The organism is Winogradskyella luteola (assembly GCF_019203985.1).
Taxonomy (GTDB): Bacteria; Bacteroidota; Bacteroidia; order Flavobacteriales; family Flavobacteriaceae; genus Winogradskyella; species Winogradskyella luteola.
The window spans coordinates 153882-171233 of sequence record NZ_JAGSPD010000008.1 but is presented as its reverse complement, the minus strand read 5'-3'; the positions used below and the strand labels follow the sequence as shown (position 1 = coordinate 171233).

At 34.8% G+C, this 17352-nt stretch carries 13 protein-coding genes; all 13 read right to left on the bottom strand.

The genetic code is table 11. The features are described from left to right. Positions 1 to 546 carry a DUF420 domain-containing protein gene (locus KCG49_RS11270; RefSeq protein WP_218546589.1) on the bottom strand — a complete coding sequence of 182 codons (546 nt, stop codon included), beginning with the start codon at positions 544 to 546 and terminating at the stop codon, positions 1 to 3. 64 nt (positions 547 to 610) lie between these two features. Beyond that, positions 611 to 1360: an SCO family protein gene (locus KCG49_RS11265; RefSeq protein ID WP_218546588.1), complete on the bottom strand. Its 750-nt coding sequence runs from the start codon at positions 1358 to 1360 to the stop codon at positions 611 to 613. Beyond that, positions 1353 to 2048: a hypothetical protein gene (locus KCG49_RS11260; protein WP_218546587.1), complete on the bottom strand. Its 696-nt coding sequence runs from the start codon at positions 2046 to 2048 to the stop codon at positions 1353 to 1355. Before KCG49_RS11260 ends, KCG49_RS11265 begins: the two co-directional genes overlap by 8 nt. 119 nt (positions 2049 to 2167) lie before the next feature. Then, complete coding sequence (locus KCG49_RS11255; RefSeq protein WP_218546586.1) at positions 2168 to 2614, bottom strand: cytochrome C oxidase subunit IV family protein; 447 nt, start codon at positions 2612 to 2614, stop codon at positions 2168 to 2170. 20 nt (positions 2615 to 2634) lie between these two features. Then, entirely contained in the window at positions 2635 to 3636 is a 1002-nt protein-coding gene (locus tag KCG49_RS11250) for a cytochrome c oxidase subunit 3 (protein WP_218546584.1), read from the bottom strand. A 36-nt stretch (positions 3637 to 3672) separates the two neighbouring features. Continuing rightward, complete coding sequence (locus KCG49_RS11245; protein WP_218546583.1) at positions 3673 to 4272, bottom strand: cytochrome c oxidase subunit 3; 600 nt, start codon at positions 4270 to 4272, stop codon at positions 3673 to 3675. After that, positions 4273 to 5166 (bottom strand): heme o synthase, encoded by an 894-nt coding sequence (gene cyoE / locus KCG49_RS11240; protein WP_218546581.1) that lies wholly within the window; start codon positions 5164 to 5166, stop codon positions 4273 to 4275. 98 nt (positions 5167 to 5264) lie between these two features. After that, positions 5265 to 7367, bottom strand: a complete 2103-nt coding sequence (gene remB, locus KCG49_RS11235; protein ID WP_218546579.1) for a gliding motility outer membrane protein RemB — start codon at positions 7365 to 7367, stop codon at positions 5265 to 5267. Between the two features lie 111 nt (positions 7368 to 7478). After that, a complete protein-coding gene (locus KCG49_RS11230; RefSeq protein ID WP_218546577.1) occupies positions 7479 to 8276 on the bottom strand; it encodes an energy transducer TonB in 798 nt (265 codons plus the stop codon). A gap of 116 nt (positions 8277 to 8392) precedes the next feature. Beyond that, a complete protein-coding gene (locus tag KCG49_RS11225) occupies positions 8393 to 9121 on the bottom strand; it encodes an energy transducer TonB (RefSeq protein ID WP_218546575.1) in 729 nt (242 codons plus the stop codon). Positions 9122 to 9186: 65 nt separating this feature from the next. Then, positions 9187 to 9549 carry a VanZ family protein gene (locus KCG49_RS11220; RefSeq protein ID WP_218546573.1) on the bottom strand — a complete coding sequence of 121 codons (363 nt, stop codon included), beginning with the start codon at positions 9547 to 9549 and terminating at the stop codon, positions 9187 to 9189. Then, positions 9542 to 9922, bottom strand: a complete 381-nt coding sequence (gcvH, locus tag KCG49_RS11215; RefSeq protein WP_218546572.1) for a glycine cleavage system protein GcvH — start codon at positions 9920 to 9922, stop codon at positions 9542 to 9544. Before gcvH ends, KCG49_RS11220 begins: the two co-directional genes overlap by 8 nt. 73 nt (positions 9923 to 9995) lie before the next feature. Then, positions 9996 to 17348: a T9SS outer membrane translocon Sov/SprA gene (sov, locus tag KCG49_RS11210; RefSeq protein ID WP_501037673.1), complete on the bottom strand. Its 7353-nt coding sequence runs from the start codon at positions 17346 to 17348 to the stop codon at positions 9996 to 9998. Between the last annotated feature and the right edge of the window lie 4 nt (positions 17349 to 17352).

Here is a 17352-nt window from a genome sequence, read left to right as displayed (position 1 = left end):
TTATGTATAATATGGTGAAATCATTAGATAAACTACAACTCCTGTTACAGCGACATAAAGCCATAGTGGAAATGTAATTTTTGCTATTTTTTTATGGCGCTCAATATTATTGGTAATAGCCCTGACATACGTAATTAAAACAAAAGGAATAATGACAATAGATAATAAAATATGCGTGATTAGAATAAAATAGTATATATACTTTACCATACCTTCTCCACCAAACTTAGTGGAATCACTTGTCATATGATAGGCGACATACATTACTAGAAATGACACTGAAAGACATATAGCAAACTTCATGAGTTTTTCGTGCAATTTTCTATTTCCTTTTTTAATCATTACAACAGCGATTACTAATACTATTGCAGTAAGTGCATTTACAGATGCATAAATCGGTGGTAAAAAACTTAGTGGCTCTATATCGAATCCTAAGCGTTTTAAATTAACACTAAACAATGCTGCCACTGCCAATGGAATTATAATTGACAGTGCCACAATCCACTTATTATATTTTTTTTCTTTTTCTATATCTATTGAATTCATAATGTTTTTTGATTCTTTACCTTCGTTTCAATTACAATAAGCATCAAAATTTTGAGTGACAAATTTACTCCTTTAATAGTTTGGATATATCTTCTTTTAATATTGTAATCTCCTGCGGAATACCATCTTCGTCTTCACCATCTGCCTCGGCAATTAATCCGTTATAAAATATAATTGGATTACCAAATTCATCTTTACGAGAACGGATAAAGCCTTCCTTATCTATGAGGGCAAAATTACCAGAATGCTCGAAGCCACCTTCTACGGTTTCATCTTTTGAAGTGTAGAGATTAAAGCCTTCGTTTGCTAATTTGTAGATGTCGGTTTCATCTCCTGTCATTAAGTGCCAATTTGGGTTTGTAATACCATAGTTTTGGGCATACCTTTTTAACACCTCTGGCGTATCTATTTCTGGGTTGATCGTAAACGATGCTACTCCAAAATTTTCAAAATTTTTGAAATGATCTTGTACCTCAACCAAATTACGATTCATAATTGGACAAATAGTAGGGCAAGTAGTGAAGAAAAATTCTACCACATAAACCTTTCCTAAATAATCGGCATTGGTTATCGTTTTCCCATCTTGATTAGTAAAACTAAACACTGGTACTTTTTTAGGCTTTTTATCAATTTCAAGGTAGGCCAAATCACTTTTAGCATCCTTATTTAACGCAGATACTTCTTCACTTCGGCTTTCATCTCTTGTAAAATCATCTGCATTAATTCTGTCAATAATTTTTGGAATAAAAATAATTCCGAATACCAACAAGATAAATGCAATACCTACGTAAGAATAGTTAGTTTTTTTACTCATTTTTTAATTCTTTTTCGCGCCTTTTATTAGAGTCGAACTCACCTTTACGTTTTTGACGGTATTCCGTAAATAAAATGCGCATATCGTCACTCATTTTATTCTTTATTTCTGCAACTTCAATACAATTGTAGGCATATAACTGACGTACTGGTTTATTTTGCTCTTTTTCATTATCCTCTCTATCATCTAATCGTCCACGCTGGTTTTTATCTTTGTCTATAATAAAGACATTATTCGTTGCTAAATCTGCGTCTAGATTTGTGTGAGCCTTTAAGCTTTTATAAATTGTTTTGATATCTTCTTCTGTACGGAATATATAATGCCAAAACCTAAGGTCTTCGTACCGAGCAACTTCTTTTTTTAATTCGGAATAATTACCTTCAGATCCTATTGGTGCTACTACAACAATCTGAAATTTTTTAAAGCCCTTAAATTTATCATATACCAATTCTTTAAGGTTTAATGCCGAAGTACTATTGTTCATTGGATTCTTTCCAAAAAAAGCCAAAACTGTAATATGGTCTTGCAGTTTTATATCTTCGGAAATTGAAATCTCTTTTACATCTCTATTCACGACCTCTAATGGGTCATAATTATGCGTTGACGGGTATAGCATCAATAAAAACGCTACTGGCAAAAAAAACAGGATACTTAGAACTACGTAACGTTTGGTTTTATTAACTTTCATATGTTATATGAGATAACAAATATTTGGAATGCAAAAATAAAAAAGGTGGTTTAGAAAAACCACCTTTTAATATCTTATTTAACACTTCGACAAGCTCGGTGCTAGCTTCTATTGTGAATTTAAAAATCTCTTTTAATAATAGCATCTTCAGCATTGTATACCTCAAAAACGTAGCCTCCTTCTTGCAAAAGGATGAAAATTAAATAACAGATAAGGAAAACACCTGTCCAAACTACCATACGTCTCAATGCTTTGGTTTCATCTCGCATGTGCATAAAATCCCAAGTAATATAGTACGCTTTAACAATGGTTAATATGATGAAGATTAAATTTAAAGGCTTCATATATATAAACGCTGAAAAAATAATATTCATAAGCGTTGCAAAGAAACCACCTTCAAAAGGCGTCATCCAAGGCTCCATAAGACCTTCTGGCTTATATATACCAAGTATAACCTCAACTGCAGTAACTAAAGTTAAAAAGGCCAAAACGCCCCAAATTTTTTGAGTATTAGACTTAAATTTCCAAAGTCCTCTAAATATTTCTAATTTATGTTCGTGTGCCATAACTGAATCTTAAATTGCTTTTATACTAAGTAGAAGAATGTAAATACAAATACCCAAACCAAATCGACAAAGTGCCAATACAGTCCAACTTTTTCTACCATTTCGTAGCTGCCTCGTCTTTCGTAAGTTCCCAGAATAACATTAAAGAATATGATAATGTTTATTACTACACCAGAAAATACGTGGAATCCGTGAAATCCTGTAATAAAGAAAAAGAAATCTGCAAACAATGCTGTTCCGTATTCATTAACGTGAAGGTTTGCTCCTTTTACAACCAGCTTTCCATTGTCTTTAATTTGCCTTAGAGATTCTTCTCTAGAGAGTACAGTTTTTTCTCCTTCTTCATTTATAATTTGCGTTCTTACCAAAATGTTATCATTGGCAGCCAAACCTGTGTAGATTTCATTTACGGTATATGGAGGCAAACTTGCTTCTTCTCTAAACCATAAGCCATTCTTTCTCTCGTGCTCTACACGTACATCAGCTATTGGCACCGCAAATTCATCTATTGATATGCGCTTAAATTTTTCTTCACCATCTACATTGACATATTCACCAAATTGTAAAATATTACCACCTTTTGTTTGTACAGCACCATAATCTCCTTGAATAAATGTAGCCCATTCCCAAGCTTGGGACCCAACGAATATAGCACCACCAATGATGGTTAAAAACATGTATAAAGTAACCTTGGCTTTGTTCATGTGATGGCCTGCATCTACGGCCAATACCATAGTTACAGAAGACATGATAAGAATAAACGTCATGAACGCTACATAAATCATCGGTAACTCTTGACCATGTAAAAATGGCACGTGAGTAAACACTTCATCTGCAATTGGCCATTCTTTTATAAACTTGAACCTAGAAAAACCATAAGCGGCTAAGAAACCTGAAAATGTTAATGCATCTGATACAATGAAGAACCACATCATCATCTTTCCATAACTTGCTTTTAGCGGTTGGTTTCCGCCTCCCCAAGTTTTTTCTTCTGTACCAGCATTTGCTACTGTAGAATCCATAGAATTTGTTTAAATTTTAAGGTTGGACAAAAATAATCAAATTATATATCTAAAAAAATATAAAAACAAAAAGAGCACAAGCCAAAGTATATCTACGAAATGCCAAAAATTTGCAGCAAGTTCTAAACCCAACATATTGTTGGCATTATACTTTTGTTTAAAATGATTATAAATTACAACAATTATACATATCAACCCAGCAATGACGTGACCTATATGCACAACAGCTATTAAATAAATATAGGACATGGTAATATTGCTCGTCGGCCCAGTAAAATTATAACCCGTCTGAATGATTTGCCTGAAGCCTTCAAATTGACTAAAAACAAATGCAATTCCCAAAGCCAATGTCACCAACAACCAAATTGCAGTCATTTGCCTATTGTTCTGTTTTAGAGAACGCTTTGCCATAATAAAGGTGAGACTACTCACCAAAATCAATATTAAACTGATTAAGAAAGCATCTGGTAATTCAAAATCACTTAGCCAATCTTTATTAAGACGTTGTTTGCTACTTACTATAAATGCACTGATTAGACCAGCAAAAGACATAAGCAATGAGCCTATTCCAAACCACAGCATCATCTTTTTAGATCTTGCTCTTTTCTCTTCTGGTGTACCTTGTGTTAAATCCATTTATCTTAAAAATTTATCTGCAACATATATAATCTGCAACATGGTAATATAAAATACGCTAGACAGCATTAGTTGTTTGGCGGCTTTAATTGAGCGCTTTTGAAATAATTTAAATGCATATACCAACATTACCATACCCAATAAAAACACCAACGCCGCACCAACGATAGATAGTTTCAAATCTCCTGTAAAACCAAAAACCGGTATTATAGATACAATAACCGTCCAAACACTATACATAATAATCTGTACTGCTGTTCCTTTATCTGGTTTTCCTGTTGGCAACATAAAAAAGCCCCCTTTTTTGTAATCTTCGTATAAAAACCAACCAATGGACCAAAAATGTGGAAACTGCCAAAAGAATTGAATGGCAAATAAAGTTCCCGGTTCAATACCAAAATCGTTACGTGCTGCTACCCAACCCAACATAAAAGGAATGGCTCCAGGTAATGCACCAACAAAAACAGCTAATGATGTTTTTGTCTTTAAAGGTGTGTAAACACTGGTATATAAAAATATGGATATTGCACCATACATCGCGGTTTTGGGGTTGATAACATATAAGGTAATCAATCCTAAAACTGTAAAAGATGTTGCGATTACAAATGCTGTATTTACAGACATACGACCTGAGGGAATAGGTCTGTTTTTTGTTCTATCCATTAGCGCATCTAAATCGCGCTCAATGATTTGGTTATAAGCGTTGGATGCACCAACCATAAAATAACCTCCAAATGCCAATAACAGCAACGTAGTAAAACTTATGGACTCTACACCTAGTAAATAACCCGCAATTGCAGAAAATACAACACTTATGGACAATCCCATTTTTGTGATTTCCTTAAAATCCGTAAGCGCTGAAGCTGTTGAAACCGAAGATTTTGTGCTGCTCAAGCCGTGTGTTTTTTGTTCTATTCTTAGCGAGTGCAAAGATAGTCTGAAATTTACTTCTAACCAACGTAAGGTCATAGTTTTATATGCAGCCCCAAAAACTAAAAATCATTATACCAGTTAAACAAGTCTGTTCTTACACCTATACTGAACCAAAGTGTGTTTGATGCCATAGTGGAAAGTGTTGTGGCCTCAGGGTTAAAATCTCTATAGATAATATTTGTAAAGAGCTTTAAGTTGGTTTCTGGATTCAATAAGTAACCTGCTTGTAGTTCTGTCATAAAACTATTTGTCTTATTTCCCTGCCCTATGGTTATACCTATGTCAGCAACACGATTGTTTTCATTGGTATAGATATCGCCTCCATAAGCAAAGCTATCCTCATCTGTATTAAAGTCGAATCCACGTTGACCAATAATGAATTTGGCATCAGCAAACCAACGCTTGTAATTATAGCGTCCTATTAATACCAACTCTCTGAAATTTGCTCCCCAAAGATGTGCCATGGGCTGATTGAAATGCGCATAGTTTAAAATTTCAGTATTGTGCGAATAGGTGTATGGACGCACTTGGTTATATTCAGCCTGAAGTAATAAATTATTAACCCCAAAAGCATTGAAATATTTTGCCCCTAATTGAAAGCCGAACTTGTTTTTCCAACTCTTATTTCCTGCTGTAACATCACTTAAAGAAAATTCATCTAAAATAAATTGTCCGTAAAGATTCACTTTATTGTTCCATTTGTATTTTCCGCTTAACCCTAGAATTGCGTTACCAGCACCTTGTCCAGTTTGGAACTCAATAGCCCTAAAAAATATAATTGGGTTGAGATAATTAACATCAAAACCCCTTCCGTTAGTATCTGCCCACATTACAGATTCAAACAACCCGATGTTTAAACGTTTAGACACATTCCAACTCAAATAATGGTTTGCCATATACTTAGTTAAAAAAGCATCGTCTTCCAAAACTTCTGGACGTACATCCTTTAACCACATCCAAGTGCTTGTGTATTTTATTTTCCAGAAACTAGCATTCAATTTTAAAAATGGATAAGGACTGGCTACATCGCTTTGAAACAGGGAACGATAACCATCACCTATAAAGTTTTTTCCGTGACCAAACTGAATATTTAAAAAATCAGCTGGTGTATATGATAAATAAGCTTCCGCAACTGGGTAATCATAGGAGTTCTCCTTAAAACGTTTAGCGATACCTCGTCCAGGTATAATGGCTGGATCTGGCCCAAAAGCTTTTAAGCTCTCTGCATAACGATTAAAATATTCTGCAAAGCGGCCTTGACTTTCGTAAACCGAAGCCGATAAATTGAAACGTTTCCCCAACCCTGCTTGTATAAAAACACCTCTGGTGTTATTCCATGTACTGTAATCAGCTTCAGCATCTGACCCAACTTGCAAATCCAAAATAGGGTCTACCGTAAACCAATAGTCTTTACCTTGTACCTCTACTAAGTGCTCATTATATAATTTTCTACCCAACCAAGAATCTGTATCTTTTGCCAAACTTTCTTTTTCAGCCTTAATATCATAATAACGCTCTACATCACTATACACAAAGGGTTTAGCTGCTGTGTGGCTGTTAGTCCCTATAGCATTCATCTCGTCATCAAATCGTGCATAGTAAGAATGGGTAAATGGCACATTTAATTGACTACTATATTCTAGTTTTTCGTATGGTTTAAGCTCTGCATTGACCTTATCAAATTCATCAGATAAAGTGGCATTAAGACTATCACTTTTTGATAATTGAACGTGTTTGATTTTATCTTCTTCCCTAATTGGTTCGATCAGAGGAATTGCAATATTAATACTATATTGTATAAAGGTTGCCCTGCCATTGTAAGTTGCAGGTTTAATTTTAGGAAGCATCTCAAAGACACGTTTGGCTTCATCTTTTAATTCGTCATAAAGCGCATCGGTATAGACTACTTTAAACGCTCCTTCTTTATTAACTTCAAATAGCACCTGTATGTCGCCTTTATAATCTTCATCAACAACAACTTTTGGTACGTTAAAATTTTTATAGATGAAGTTATTTAGCGAGTAGTTAAAGCATGATTTTAATTGGTTGACGGCAAGCGAATCGCATTCACTGAAAACAGGTGGCTTTTCGTATGTTGAAATTGTTTGGGCACTACTTAAAAAAGAGGTCAGTAAAAGCGTTACAAGCCAAATATGCTTCATAAAAAAGACGTTGTTTTGAAGGCAGAAAGATACTTATTTTTTTCAGTATGCCTAAAACAAAAAACCGTTAGCATTTTGCTAACGGTTTTGAATGTTGAAAAGTATACATTTTTAATTATTTACCTGAAAAGTAATAGGAAGTGTATAAATTACGCCTACTGGTTTATCTTTTTGAATACCCGGCTTCATATGTGGTATCTTATCTATAACTCGTTTTGCTTCTTTTTCTAGTGCTGGGTGCGGAGCCCTTACCTTAACATCGGTAACATTTCCATTTTTATCTACTGTAAATTGCGTTTGAATTTTTTGCAGGCCAGTAATACCATATCTCTCACCGACACTTGTATTGAATTTTCTCCCAACTAATTTGGTAATCTTTTTAGACATGCATTCTTTGCGTGCTTCATTAGAATCGTACTTTTCACAACCTGGATAAACAGGTACTTTTTCTATTAATGGAAAAGGAACAAAGACTTCATCATCTACAGGGTCATTATTCTCTGAAAAGTCCCCAGGGTTTGCTGGTTCTGAGGGTTGATCTGAAGAATCTGGCGTAAAAAGTTCTTTTTCTACTATTTTAGTTTCATTTGATACTTCTTTAACCTTATCAATTATTTTATTACTGCGCTCTACTTTAGATTTCGGTTCATTCTTTTGCTCAACTTTAACCCTGTAATCTGGGGCGACATCAATAGTCGCAACTTCTTCAACCGTTAAACTATCAACAACAATTTTACTGTCTTGAAACTGCATTTCAAAAAGTGCATAAGTGCCCAATAAACAAAGAATCAACCCTATTTGGAAATATAGGGTTGAGTTTTTTTGTAAATTTGCATCATGCTTTTGTGATTTCTTTACTTCAGTAGTGTTCTGACCAACACCACTGAAGGTTTTTTTAGAATTTTTCATAATACATGTGATTTAAAATGTTAATATTATGATAAAGTCACAATAAGCATACCAAAACGAAAATCCCGTTCAATTAATTTTGAACGGGATTTTTATATGTAATGTATTTAAATTTTTTAGTCTTGTACTTGGAATACAATTGGTAATGAGTATGGTACAATAACGGCTTTACCTCTTTGTTTACCTGGTTTCATCTTAGGCAAAAGATTAATAACACGTTTTGCTTCTTTTTCTAGAGCAGGATGTGGACCACGTGCACCAACTTGTACTACATTTCCATTCTTATCTATTTTAAAAGACACAAAAATCTTCTTTTTACCTGGCTGTAATCCTAAATCGCCAGCAAGATCTTTGTTAAACTTTCTATTTACCATCTTTTTTACTTTCTCAGACATACAGGCTTTTTTAGCTTCGTTGCCTTTTTCGTTTTCACAACCAGGAAAGACAGGAACATTTTCAATGACTGAAAAAGGCACCTCGAGAACTTCCTCTACTTCTGCTACAGCTACCTCTTCTACTTCTACAATTTCTGTTTCCATTTCAGTTTCAGTAGATTCAACTACTGTTTCCTCTACCTCTACATCATCTTCCACAACTTCGATGATTTCTGGTGGAGCTGGTGGTGGAGGTGGTGGAGGTGGTGGCGTAACCAATTGTTGCGTAATCGGTATTTCCTCTTCTAACTCGTCATCTAAATTGAGGGTATCTGCAACAACGTCTTTCTTATCATACGATTTGTAATTAATTGCCATGTATGAAATAGCCAACATTAAGGCAAGTCCAACCGCAAAATAGAGTGAGCTATTACGACTTACATCGGATTTTGGATTCTTTTTATGTTCCATAGTGTTTATCTTTATAGAGTGTGGCTAATTTAACTAAATAATAACTAAAAATGCAACACTTGATATTATTTTAACGTAATTATCTGTAATCTCACTGCAATTAATGTGCCAAGTAATACTCCTATGCAGTTGGCCATTAAATCGTAATTATCGTATGTTCTGTTTGGATTGATTAGATGCTGAACCAGTTCTAAAATAATACCAAATAAAATTACACCTATAAATACAATAACTTTAATATGCTTTTGGGTTGATGGTTTAAAATATGTCATCCATAAAAATGCAAGTCCGAGATAAGCAATACAATGGTAAATTTTGTCATCAAAAGATGAACCCAAACTCGGCACACTGTTAAGATTGACCAGGCTTGCAATAACAAGCGCAATAGTATAAACTATTGAAGCTGTTAAAAACAACTTTTTAACCACTAATAAGGGCTTTGTAATCCTCAGCAGACAACAAACCATCTACTTGGGAAGCATCGGATATTTTCAGCTTTATCATCCATCCATCACCATAAGGATCTGTATTTACTTTTTCTGGTTCGTCTTCTAGATTTTCGTTGAATTCAATAATTTCTCCTGACAAAGGCAAAAACAAATCAGAAACAGTTTTAACAGCCTCAACAGTACCAAAAACCTCTTCAATATCAAGCGTTTCATCTAAAGTATCTACTTCTACATAGACAATATCCCCCAATTCGCCTTGGGCAAAATCTGTAATACCAACTTTGGCAACATCGCCATCAATTTTTATCCATTCGTGATCTTTAGTGTACTTTAATTCTGATGGTATATTCATTTTGAAGTTATATAAATATTAATAAAGCAAATGTAATTTTTTAATCGCTTCTTTTCAAAATTAACAACTAAAATTAATTTCCGAAGTTATAGCGTAGAGTGATACCTGATCTTATAGATGTTTGTGGGAAAGATGTAGAAATTGCAAAATCAGAAAATGTATAGTCAAAGTAGAAAATGGCTGTGAGATTTTTACTAAATGCATAATCTGCTGTATATTTTAATCCCCAAATTGTCTGGCCAGCTGTTATTTGATTATTTTCTAAGTCTAAATATCTAACGATTGTTTTATTGTCCCTCACCGAAACATCCGCTCTCATATTTAAATCACTTTTAATAATTTGTTTTGGACCAGCCAATGCAGAACGAATTCTTAAATCTTTAATACGATATCCTAAGCCTAAGGTATACTCTCTTCCCTGTACTTCCGTCATTAAATTATTGTCAAAGCTTAGTGACAACAACCTGTCGGTAGCTATTTCTGCCAATACCTTTATAGAATTTTTCATTTCAAACTCTAAACGGATTAAAGGGCTGAATTGTTCTTCTAAATTTATATTGCTGTAAAGTGTTCTTGCTTTTATATTACCTGCTTGATCAAGCGCATCTGCATTCTGTGGATCATCGTAATCCAAACCAGTGTCGTATTGCTCAAAATCCAAATTGGTTCTAAACTGATTAATGGTATATCTCGATCTATACCCATGTTGAATGGAAAAACGTCTGAATGTTTTCTTAAACCAAGGGATTTTCATTAGCCCTGTGTACTTCAACGTCCAATTAGGAATTGGCACATCTCTAAAGGCTCTAGTGGTTATCTTTTCTGGGTCTGAACCTTGATAAGCTGCTAAAAATGCTGGTAACAATACACGTTGACTGTTTTTTCCAAAACCTTCAGGATAGCCTTCTGAATCAGTACCAAAGGGTGTATTGCCATAAAATTCTCTTGCTAAACGGTTAGCTATAACCAGTCTATTTGCTCTAAAATCATCGAAAGCAACAGATTGATTTTCATCACTTTTACTAAATGCTGTTTTTATTAATGCCGTAGAAATGTTAAAGTTACCAAATGAATTGGTAATTAAATCTTCATACTCGTCGCTAAATCCATCTCCGTCATTGTCTAAACCTCTAAAGTTTTGCGTAATATTTTCTGTATATGTTCTGTTACCAATCAAGTCTATTTTAAGATCTCGCATTGGTTCTAAATTAATTGAATAATCCAATGTTTTGTTGGTAACTTCCGTATACTGTTGATTAAACTCCGGAAATGTAGTTAACCAACCTTCTCTAGCAACAACATCTCTAATATCTCTTTGACTTCCAAATGTATAGCCCACAGTTGGTCGTAACGTCCCAATAAAACCTGGTGTTGGCAAGTAGCCTGGTAAAAATGTACCATTATTTTCGGTATAACCAAACTGAATACGCTTTATCATGGTTACAATATCTACCATAGTATTGTAAGCCTTTTTACCTGTACTCAATTTATTTGGGTCTTTAGCCTGCTGCTGCTCATCTTTATTTTCTGATGATGCATCTGGTGTTGCTCTACGGGATCTAGATTGCGAATTTCTTGTTCTACCTCTTTGTTTTCCTTTTCTTACTAAGCCTACAGACTTATAAAAGGTTTCCATATTAAGTGTTGAATTAATATTATGGGTATTGGAATTTTGAATGGAATGTCCAAGGTTAAATGAATTGAAAGTACCTGGGTTATCAGGATCTTCTAATTGCAAACCTTCATTGAGATCCGAACCTTTTTGCCACTGGAATGTACCATTATAGGCATATGTTGTTCTTAAGAAACTTAAAGCTGGTATTTTATAAAGCGGCAACTCATAATTAACCTGAAGCTGTTGTGTCTGTATGTTGGGATCACCAAAATCAAAGAAACCATCCCAAACATCTAAGTTAGGGTCTTGTCTTCCGTTGATGCGATCATCTATAAAATAGTTTCTTACAATATTGGTATTGGCAGCTGTAAAGTTTAAGCTCAATGCATCTGTTAGATTATAATTGATGGCATACTGAAAATCGAAAGTGTAATTTCTTCTGAACAATTCTTCAATACCAATATTATCTCCTCCTAGTTCTACTTCCCTAAATTTTTGCTTACTAAACTGTCTATTAATATCTGTGTTTACCGAAAAACTTGATGGTAATAAGTTAAAATTAAAGTCCTTGAGAATCTTCCAATATTTTCCTGTGAATAACGAATCGTTCTTTTTAAAAGGCTCTATTCGCAAAGGCTCAAAAGCATAATTATAGTTAACACCAGCTCTTATGTTTTGGTCTAGTGCATTCTCAATTTCGAAATCGCGATGCTCTACTTTGTTATAGGAGTAATTGAACGTTAAATTCTCGACATCATAGAATCGTTTTTTCTTGTCACCAGTTCTTTGCTTCCGCACTCCGATAAAATTGATACTTTTTCTTTTGGTGTAATCTTCAGATTGTCTCCGTATACGATCTTCATCTGCACTGTTATCTGCAGCATCTAATCGTGATTCTAAAGTAAGGTCATTATAAAACTGATCGAATTTAGGTGTAATCAATTCTTCACTCTGTGCATAATTAAACGGGATCTGAACCCCCCATTTTTCAGGCAACAATTTTCCAAGTTGGATATTAGTAACAAAATCGTATTGTTTAACATCTTCTAAGCTTCGCTCATTAGGCCCCTGATCTATACTACCAAAACCAATAGTACTTCGTCGTCCTGTAACACTAACATCCATAAAGTCTGCAATGTTAGAATCCATACTTACCACAGCAGCCCAACCTCCTTCGTTTTCTAGATCTGACATACGAAGTTCATTAAACCAAACTTCCCCACATACGTTTAATCCAGAATTTGCAGGATTAGAATTTTTTACACCAACCATTAATACTCTGATATCACCAAAATTAGGATTACCTTTTATAGCGATACGTTGCTGCTTTGCACCTCCAGTCATAACATCATCAAACGGAACATTTCCATCAATTAAAGGGGTTTCGTTTAAGTCACCATCAATGACATTGTAATAGGTTGGATCAACATTGGCTAGCGTACCATTATCGATGCCTAAGGCTTTAATTTTTTGCAAAAACGAAAGTGGGATATTGATTTCATTTTCTTCTGGCCATACTTGTTCTTCAAGAGAACCACCTTCAACCAAATCAGTTGGCAACAACGGTATTTCTATTTGATAGAAGTTTTGCGTAAAATCATTACCCATTCTTATAAAACCGACTATTTCACCTTCTTGTAATGTAGAACCTTCTTGAGCTTCAGCATGTAAAAACATACGCAATTTTTTATATTGACGCATGTCTACATTAATGTTCTTAAATACCCCACGAGAATCCGTTGGTTCTAAATCACATGCCTGAAGCACTAAAGATTGCTCGTTCTGTCTTATAATATTGTTGTTGTTATTTAGCTCTTCTCGTCTTACACCAGGTGGAATTACATAGTCACCATCATTTTCTTGAACACCAACTATAGCTACATTAAATTCTGCATTTGCACTGTTATTGTTTGTGTCGTTGTCTAAATCCAATGTGTAACGTCTCCAATCGCTACGTACTAAATCTAAAGTGGCAAAACGCAATACTGTATTTTCGGTAAAATCTTCTAAGTACAAACGTGCAAAACGCACCGATCTAATATCAGTAATACCGCCTATTCTGTTTGTCTCTTCATTAATTGGCAACCTAAACTGATACCATCTTACTTCTCTTTGGGTTCCGTTTGGCAATGTTACCGTTCTAGTTTTAACATCATTAATCTGAGGATTGTTGATATTAAGGTTCGTAGGGTTCATCTCTACCTCATACTCAAAATAACTATCAATGGTATTCATTGTGTTATCTCGGTTAATATCCTCAACATCTGGTTGTGTTGTAGAACCTCTATTGGTATCTGTAAATAGATCTGGTGTGTTCCCTTCCAGTCCGTTGTACTGCTTGTAGCGTTCAAAAATATTACCTTCAGTATTTAAATAATAGGTATAGTTATCTTTTGCAGGATCTTCGCCAAAGATGGTACCATCTGCATAAATATCTTGCACCAACTGTACCTCCTCAATATCATCGTAACCATCTAGACCTACATCTTGATTGTCTCGTTCCTGTCCAGTAGTAGCAAAAGTGTAGATCAGAGATTGATTTTGCGGTACTACATAAGGGTTATTGGGCAATAATGGATCGTTAGTTTGTAAAAATTCAATATTACCATCTTCTGGCAATCCATTTTCGTATTGTTTTTTACCATCCTTAAGTACGTCTTCTGAAATATTACCAAGGTTAACAAACAATTTTCCGCCAGTACTCCCTGGATTATCTAAAAACGGATCCTGTACCCAAAACTCGATATATTCTACATTAGCCTGTTCAAAATCTGTTGACGTAATTTGCCTTGTAATACCTGCCCAGCTCTGCGTTGGATCCAATGGGTTATTCGCTGCAGCTGGATCAAAATTATAAGGCCCACGCTCCGTTGGGTAATAGGCTAAATCTAAAGTGTTAATTACAGAAGTCTGTCCTTGTACAATATCTACCTCTGGGAATATTTCTTCAATAAAGACACGTCTGGTATATAAATCTGAGACATCATCATCAGTAATTCCCCCTGGTCTTTGATTACTGTAAAAAATTGGATCTATAGTGTACCAGTTTAGAAAAGCTCTATCATAACCATTCTCAATACCATTGTCATTGCTAGGATGATTTTCACCAACTCCATTAACTGTAAGTGGTCTACTTGACAAAAACCAAGACAATGGACTTAATAAATCGATAGATCCTTGGGTACCTTCAAAATCATCTATATATGCTGTGGCTTCACCATTAAAATCTGTACCATTTGGCGCTCCTGGTAACAAATATGCAAATTCACCACGAAGAGAGACATTAGATGGTACATCAGTATCTACGTTTGGTAATTTATTTACCAAACGGGTTAAGAATGGTACTTCAGTAGAATAATTTCCATTGATACCAAATATGGTATTGTTTATGGGTTCGGAATTAAAATTGGCTTTTTGTGTAATTGGTCGTTCATTGAGGTTTAAAAGTGTTGCGCCCAAAACAAAATTTTCATTGAATTGATGCTCCACATTAACTCCCGTAAATCGTCTTGTTTGTTGCCCAAAAACAGCATTGTTCTCAACAGAAACATTGATTGGCGTATTGGATGCTTTTAAGGCTTCGTCCAAAATTTCAACACGCCCTAATTGATAGTTTACGGTATAATCAATACCTTCTACCAGCAATCGTCCGCCAGCTGTAACTCTTACAGAACCTCTAGGAACATTAAAAGCACCTATAGGAATACCTCCATCACCACCACTACTTTTAAAGCGTCCTTTAATTTCAAATTTATTTTTCTCTGCTTCGTCTAAAGCCTGTGTTTTTGTAGATTTATACAGTAAATCGTAAACGTACTTTTCTTGATTTTCGTTTGGATATGTATCTAGTTCGTAATCGGCATCATTATTATTGGGGTTACCGTCATCATCTAAAACATCGAACAAGTAACGCCCAAAAGGTTCTACTTTTGTAAATACAATTTTACCGTTTTGCGGTATAACAGTTATAATTGGATTTGATACATAATCAAAAAAACCATCACCTCCTTCTTGAGGATCATTGTTAACATTAAGTCGATCTAGATGAAAGAGTCGTATTAAAGGAGTTTCGTTAATTTCGGAATCATCGCCAGTAAAAGGCGTATTGTTATCAAATGGTGGAAATGTGGTACCTTCAACTGGTGTAATATAGTTTAAAGGTGAAGCTTCTGTATAAAAAATGTTTAATCTAAAATCTTCCTGACTCAATTGAAAAGCACCAGTATCGTAGATGTTCTTCATCATTAAATCCCAAATTGGTTGGTCTACTGCCGTAACAGCACTCTTTAACATTTTTAAGACTAAACTTTGGTTACTTACCACTTGGTTGCCATTGTTGCCATCGCTGACTTCAGTTGCATCGACACCATCATTAGCAAACTCACCAACCTGAAATACTTCTCCCCCTCTTGTGTACTGAAAAGCTACGGCCAAAACTTCATCGTTAAGCAAACGCTGGTTTAAAGAAATATATCCTAATTCTGTATGTAAAACATAATCCCGCCCTTCTATAAGTTTTCTGGCAGCTTCTAATTTTCCGTAGTCAAAACCTTCATTTATATTTACTTGCACACCAGATTCTACATTTGTAATATCTCTAACGGCTTCTGTCAGCAAAGAACCTGCGCCTCCAATATTGGTTGGGTCAAAATCATTATTTCCATTATCTGGTAATGCCCCAAGACTGTTTATAAAACCTGCTGGTAAAGGGTTTAATCCTATATTTTGTGCTTCTGACTCTCCCAAATCCTGAAATGCTAAAACATTTCTAACATTATCGGTTTGGTTATTTCTATTGGTTACCCAAACTTCAACTCTTGTAATTTGAAGCCCCTGATTATCAATAAAAGGGTATTGTAACAAGGCATCATCATAAGTGTCTCTAAAGTACTGTGCCAAGAAATAGTGTCTGTTTTCGTCATAATCTCTTGCAAAAAACTCAAATTCTTCTAAAGTTCCTCCACCTTGAGCAACAACGGATCTAGACTGTGATTGTTGCTCCGAAAAAACCGCAGTAACTCTTGTCTTTCCAAATTGCAATTCTGTTTTAACACCAAAAAGACTTTGTGCACCTGTTATGAGCGAACTGTTTAAAGGCATATTTACATTACCAACTTCAATCTTTCTTACAATATCATCCTCGGTCGGTGTATACTCTAATTTTATGAGTTGTTGAAAATCGAAAGTAGCTTCTGTATCATAATTTGCAGTCACTTGAAGTCTTGTACCTACTTTTCCCAGTAAACTCATTCCAATCCTTTGGTCGAAATCGAAGGTAAAGTTCGTTCTGTTTCTTGGCGAAAACGCAGGATTATCTTGTCTTGAAAATAATATCCCCAAATCTACTTCTGCGTAACCACTAGGAATAACATTTATAGTATTACCGCCAAATATGGTTTCAAACAATCCTGAATTCACATAAAATTCTGGCAATAGATTTTTTTGATCTTCCTCAGAGCCTTCTTTTTGTCCAGCAGCAGCATCTGCCATGCGTTTGTAGTACTCCTTTAATTTTTCTTCTAATACCAACTTTTGAAATTCAGCCGGCGTTAAGATTAAAGGGTAATTGATATTGAAACTTCCAATTTTTTCCGTGTAGACATAACGGTCTAAAATAGGGTCGTATGTATATTTTGAAACAATACTGTTCGGATTTGGCATATTTAGCTTTCCAAACGCAAATGTTGTCTTTGTGGAATCTTGCTCGGTCTCAGTTTCTTGTGCAAAAACCGATACGTTCATTAGCATCATAAGGGCTAACGACAAGTAAAGACTGATTGATTTAAAATGATTATAGTTAGTTTTGTTCAATTGT

Coding starts and splice junctions, on each gene's coding strand:
- KCG49_RS11250 (WP_218546584.1), bottom strand. CDS start 3,636: ATGGATTCTACAGTAGCAAATGCTGGTACAGAAGAAAAAACTTGGGGA.
- remB (WP_218546579.1), bottom strand. CDS start 7,367: ATGAAGCATATTTGGCTTGTAACGCTTTTACTGACCTCTTTTTTAAGT.
- KCG49_RS11245 (WP_218546583.1), bottom strand. CDS start 4,272: ATGGATTTAACACAAGGTACACCAGAAGAGAAAAGAGCAAGATCTAAA.
- KCG49_RS11230 (WP_218546577.1), bottom strand. CDS start 8,276: ATGAAAAATTCTAAAAAAACCTTCAGTGGTGTTGGTCAGAACACTACT.
- KCG49_RS11255 (WP_218546586.1), bottom strand. CDS start 2,614: ATGGCACACGAACATAAATTAGAAATATTTAGAGGACTTTGGAAATTT.
- KCG49_RS11225 (WP_218546575.1), bottom strand. CDS start 9,121: ATGGAACATAAAAAGAATCCAAAATCCGATGTAAGTCGTAATAGCTCA.
- KCG49_RS11270 (WP_218546589.1), bottom strand. CDS start 546: ATGAATTCAATAGATATAGAAAAAGAAAAAAAATATAATAAGTGGATT.
- KCG49_RS11260 (WP_218546587.1), bottom strand. CDS start 2,048: ATGAAAGTTAATAAAACCAAACGTTACGTAGTTCTAAGTATCCTGTTT.
- KCG49_RS11265 (WP_218546588.1), bottom strand. CDS start 1,360: ATGAGTAAAAAAACTAACTATTCTTACGTAGGTATTGCATTTATCTTG.
- gcvH (WP_218546572.1), bottom strand. CDS start 9,922: ATGAATATACCATCAGAATTAAAGTACACTAAAGATCACGAATGGATA.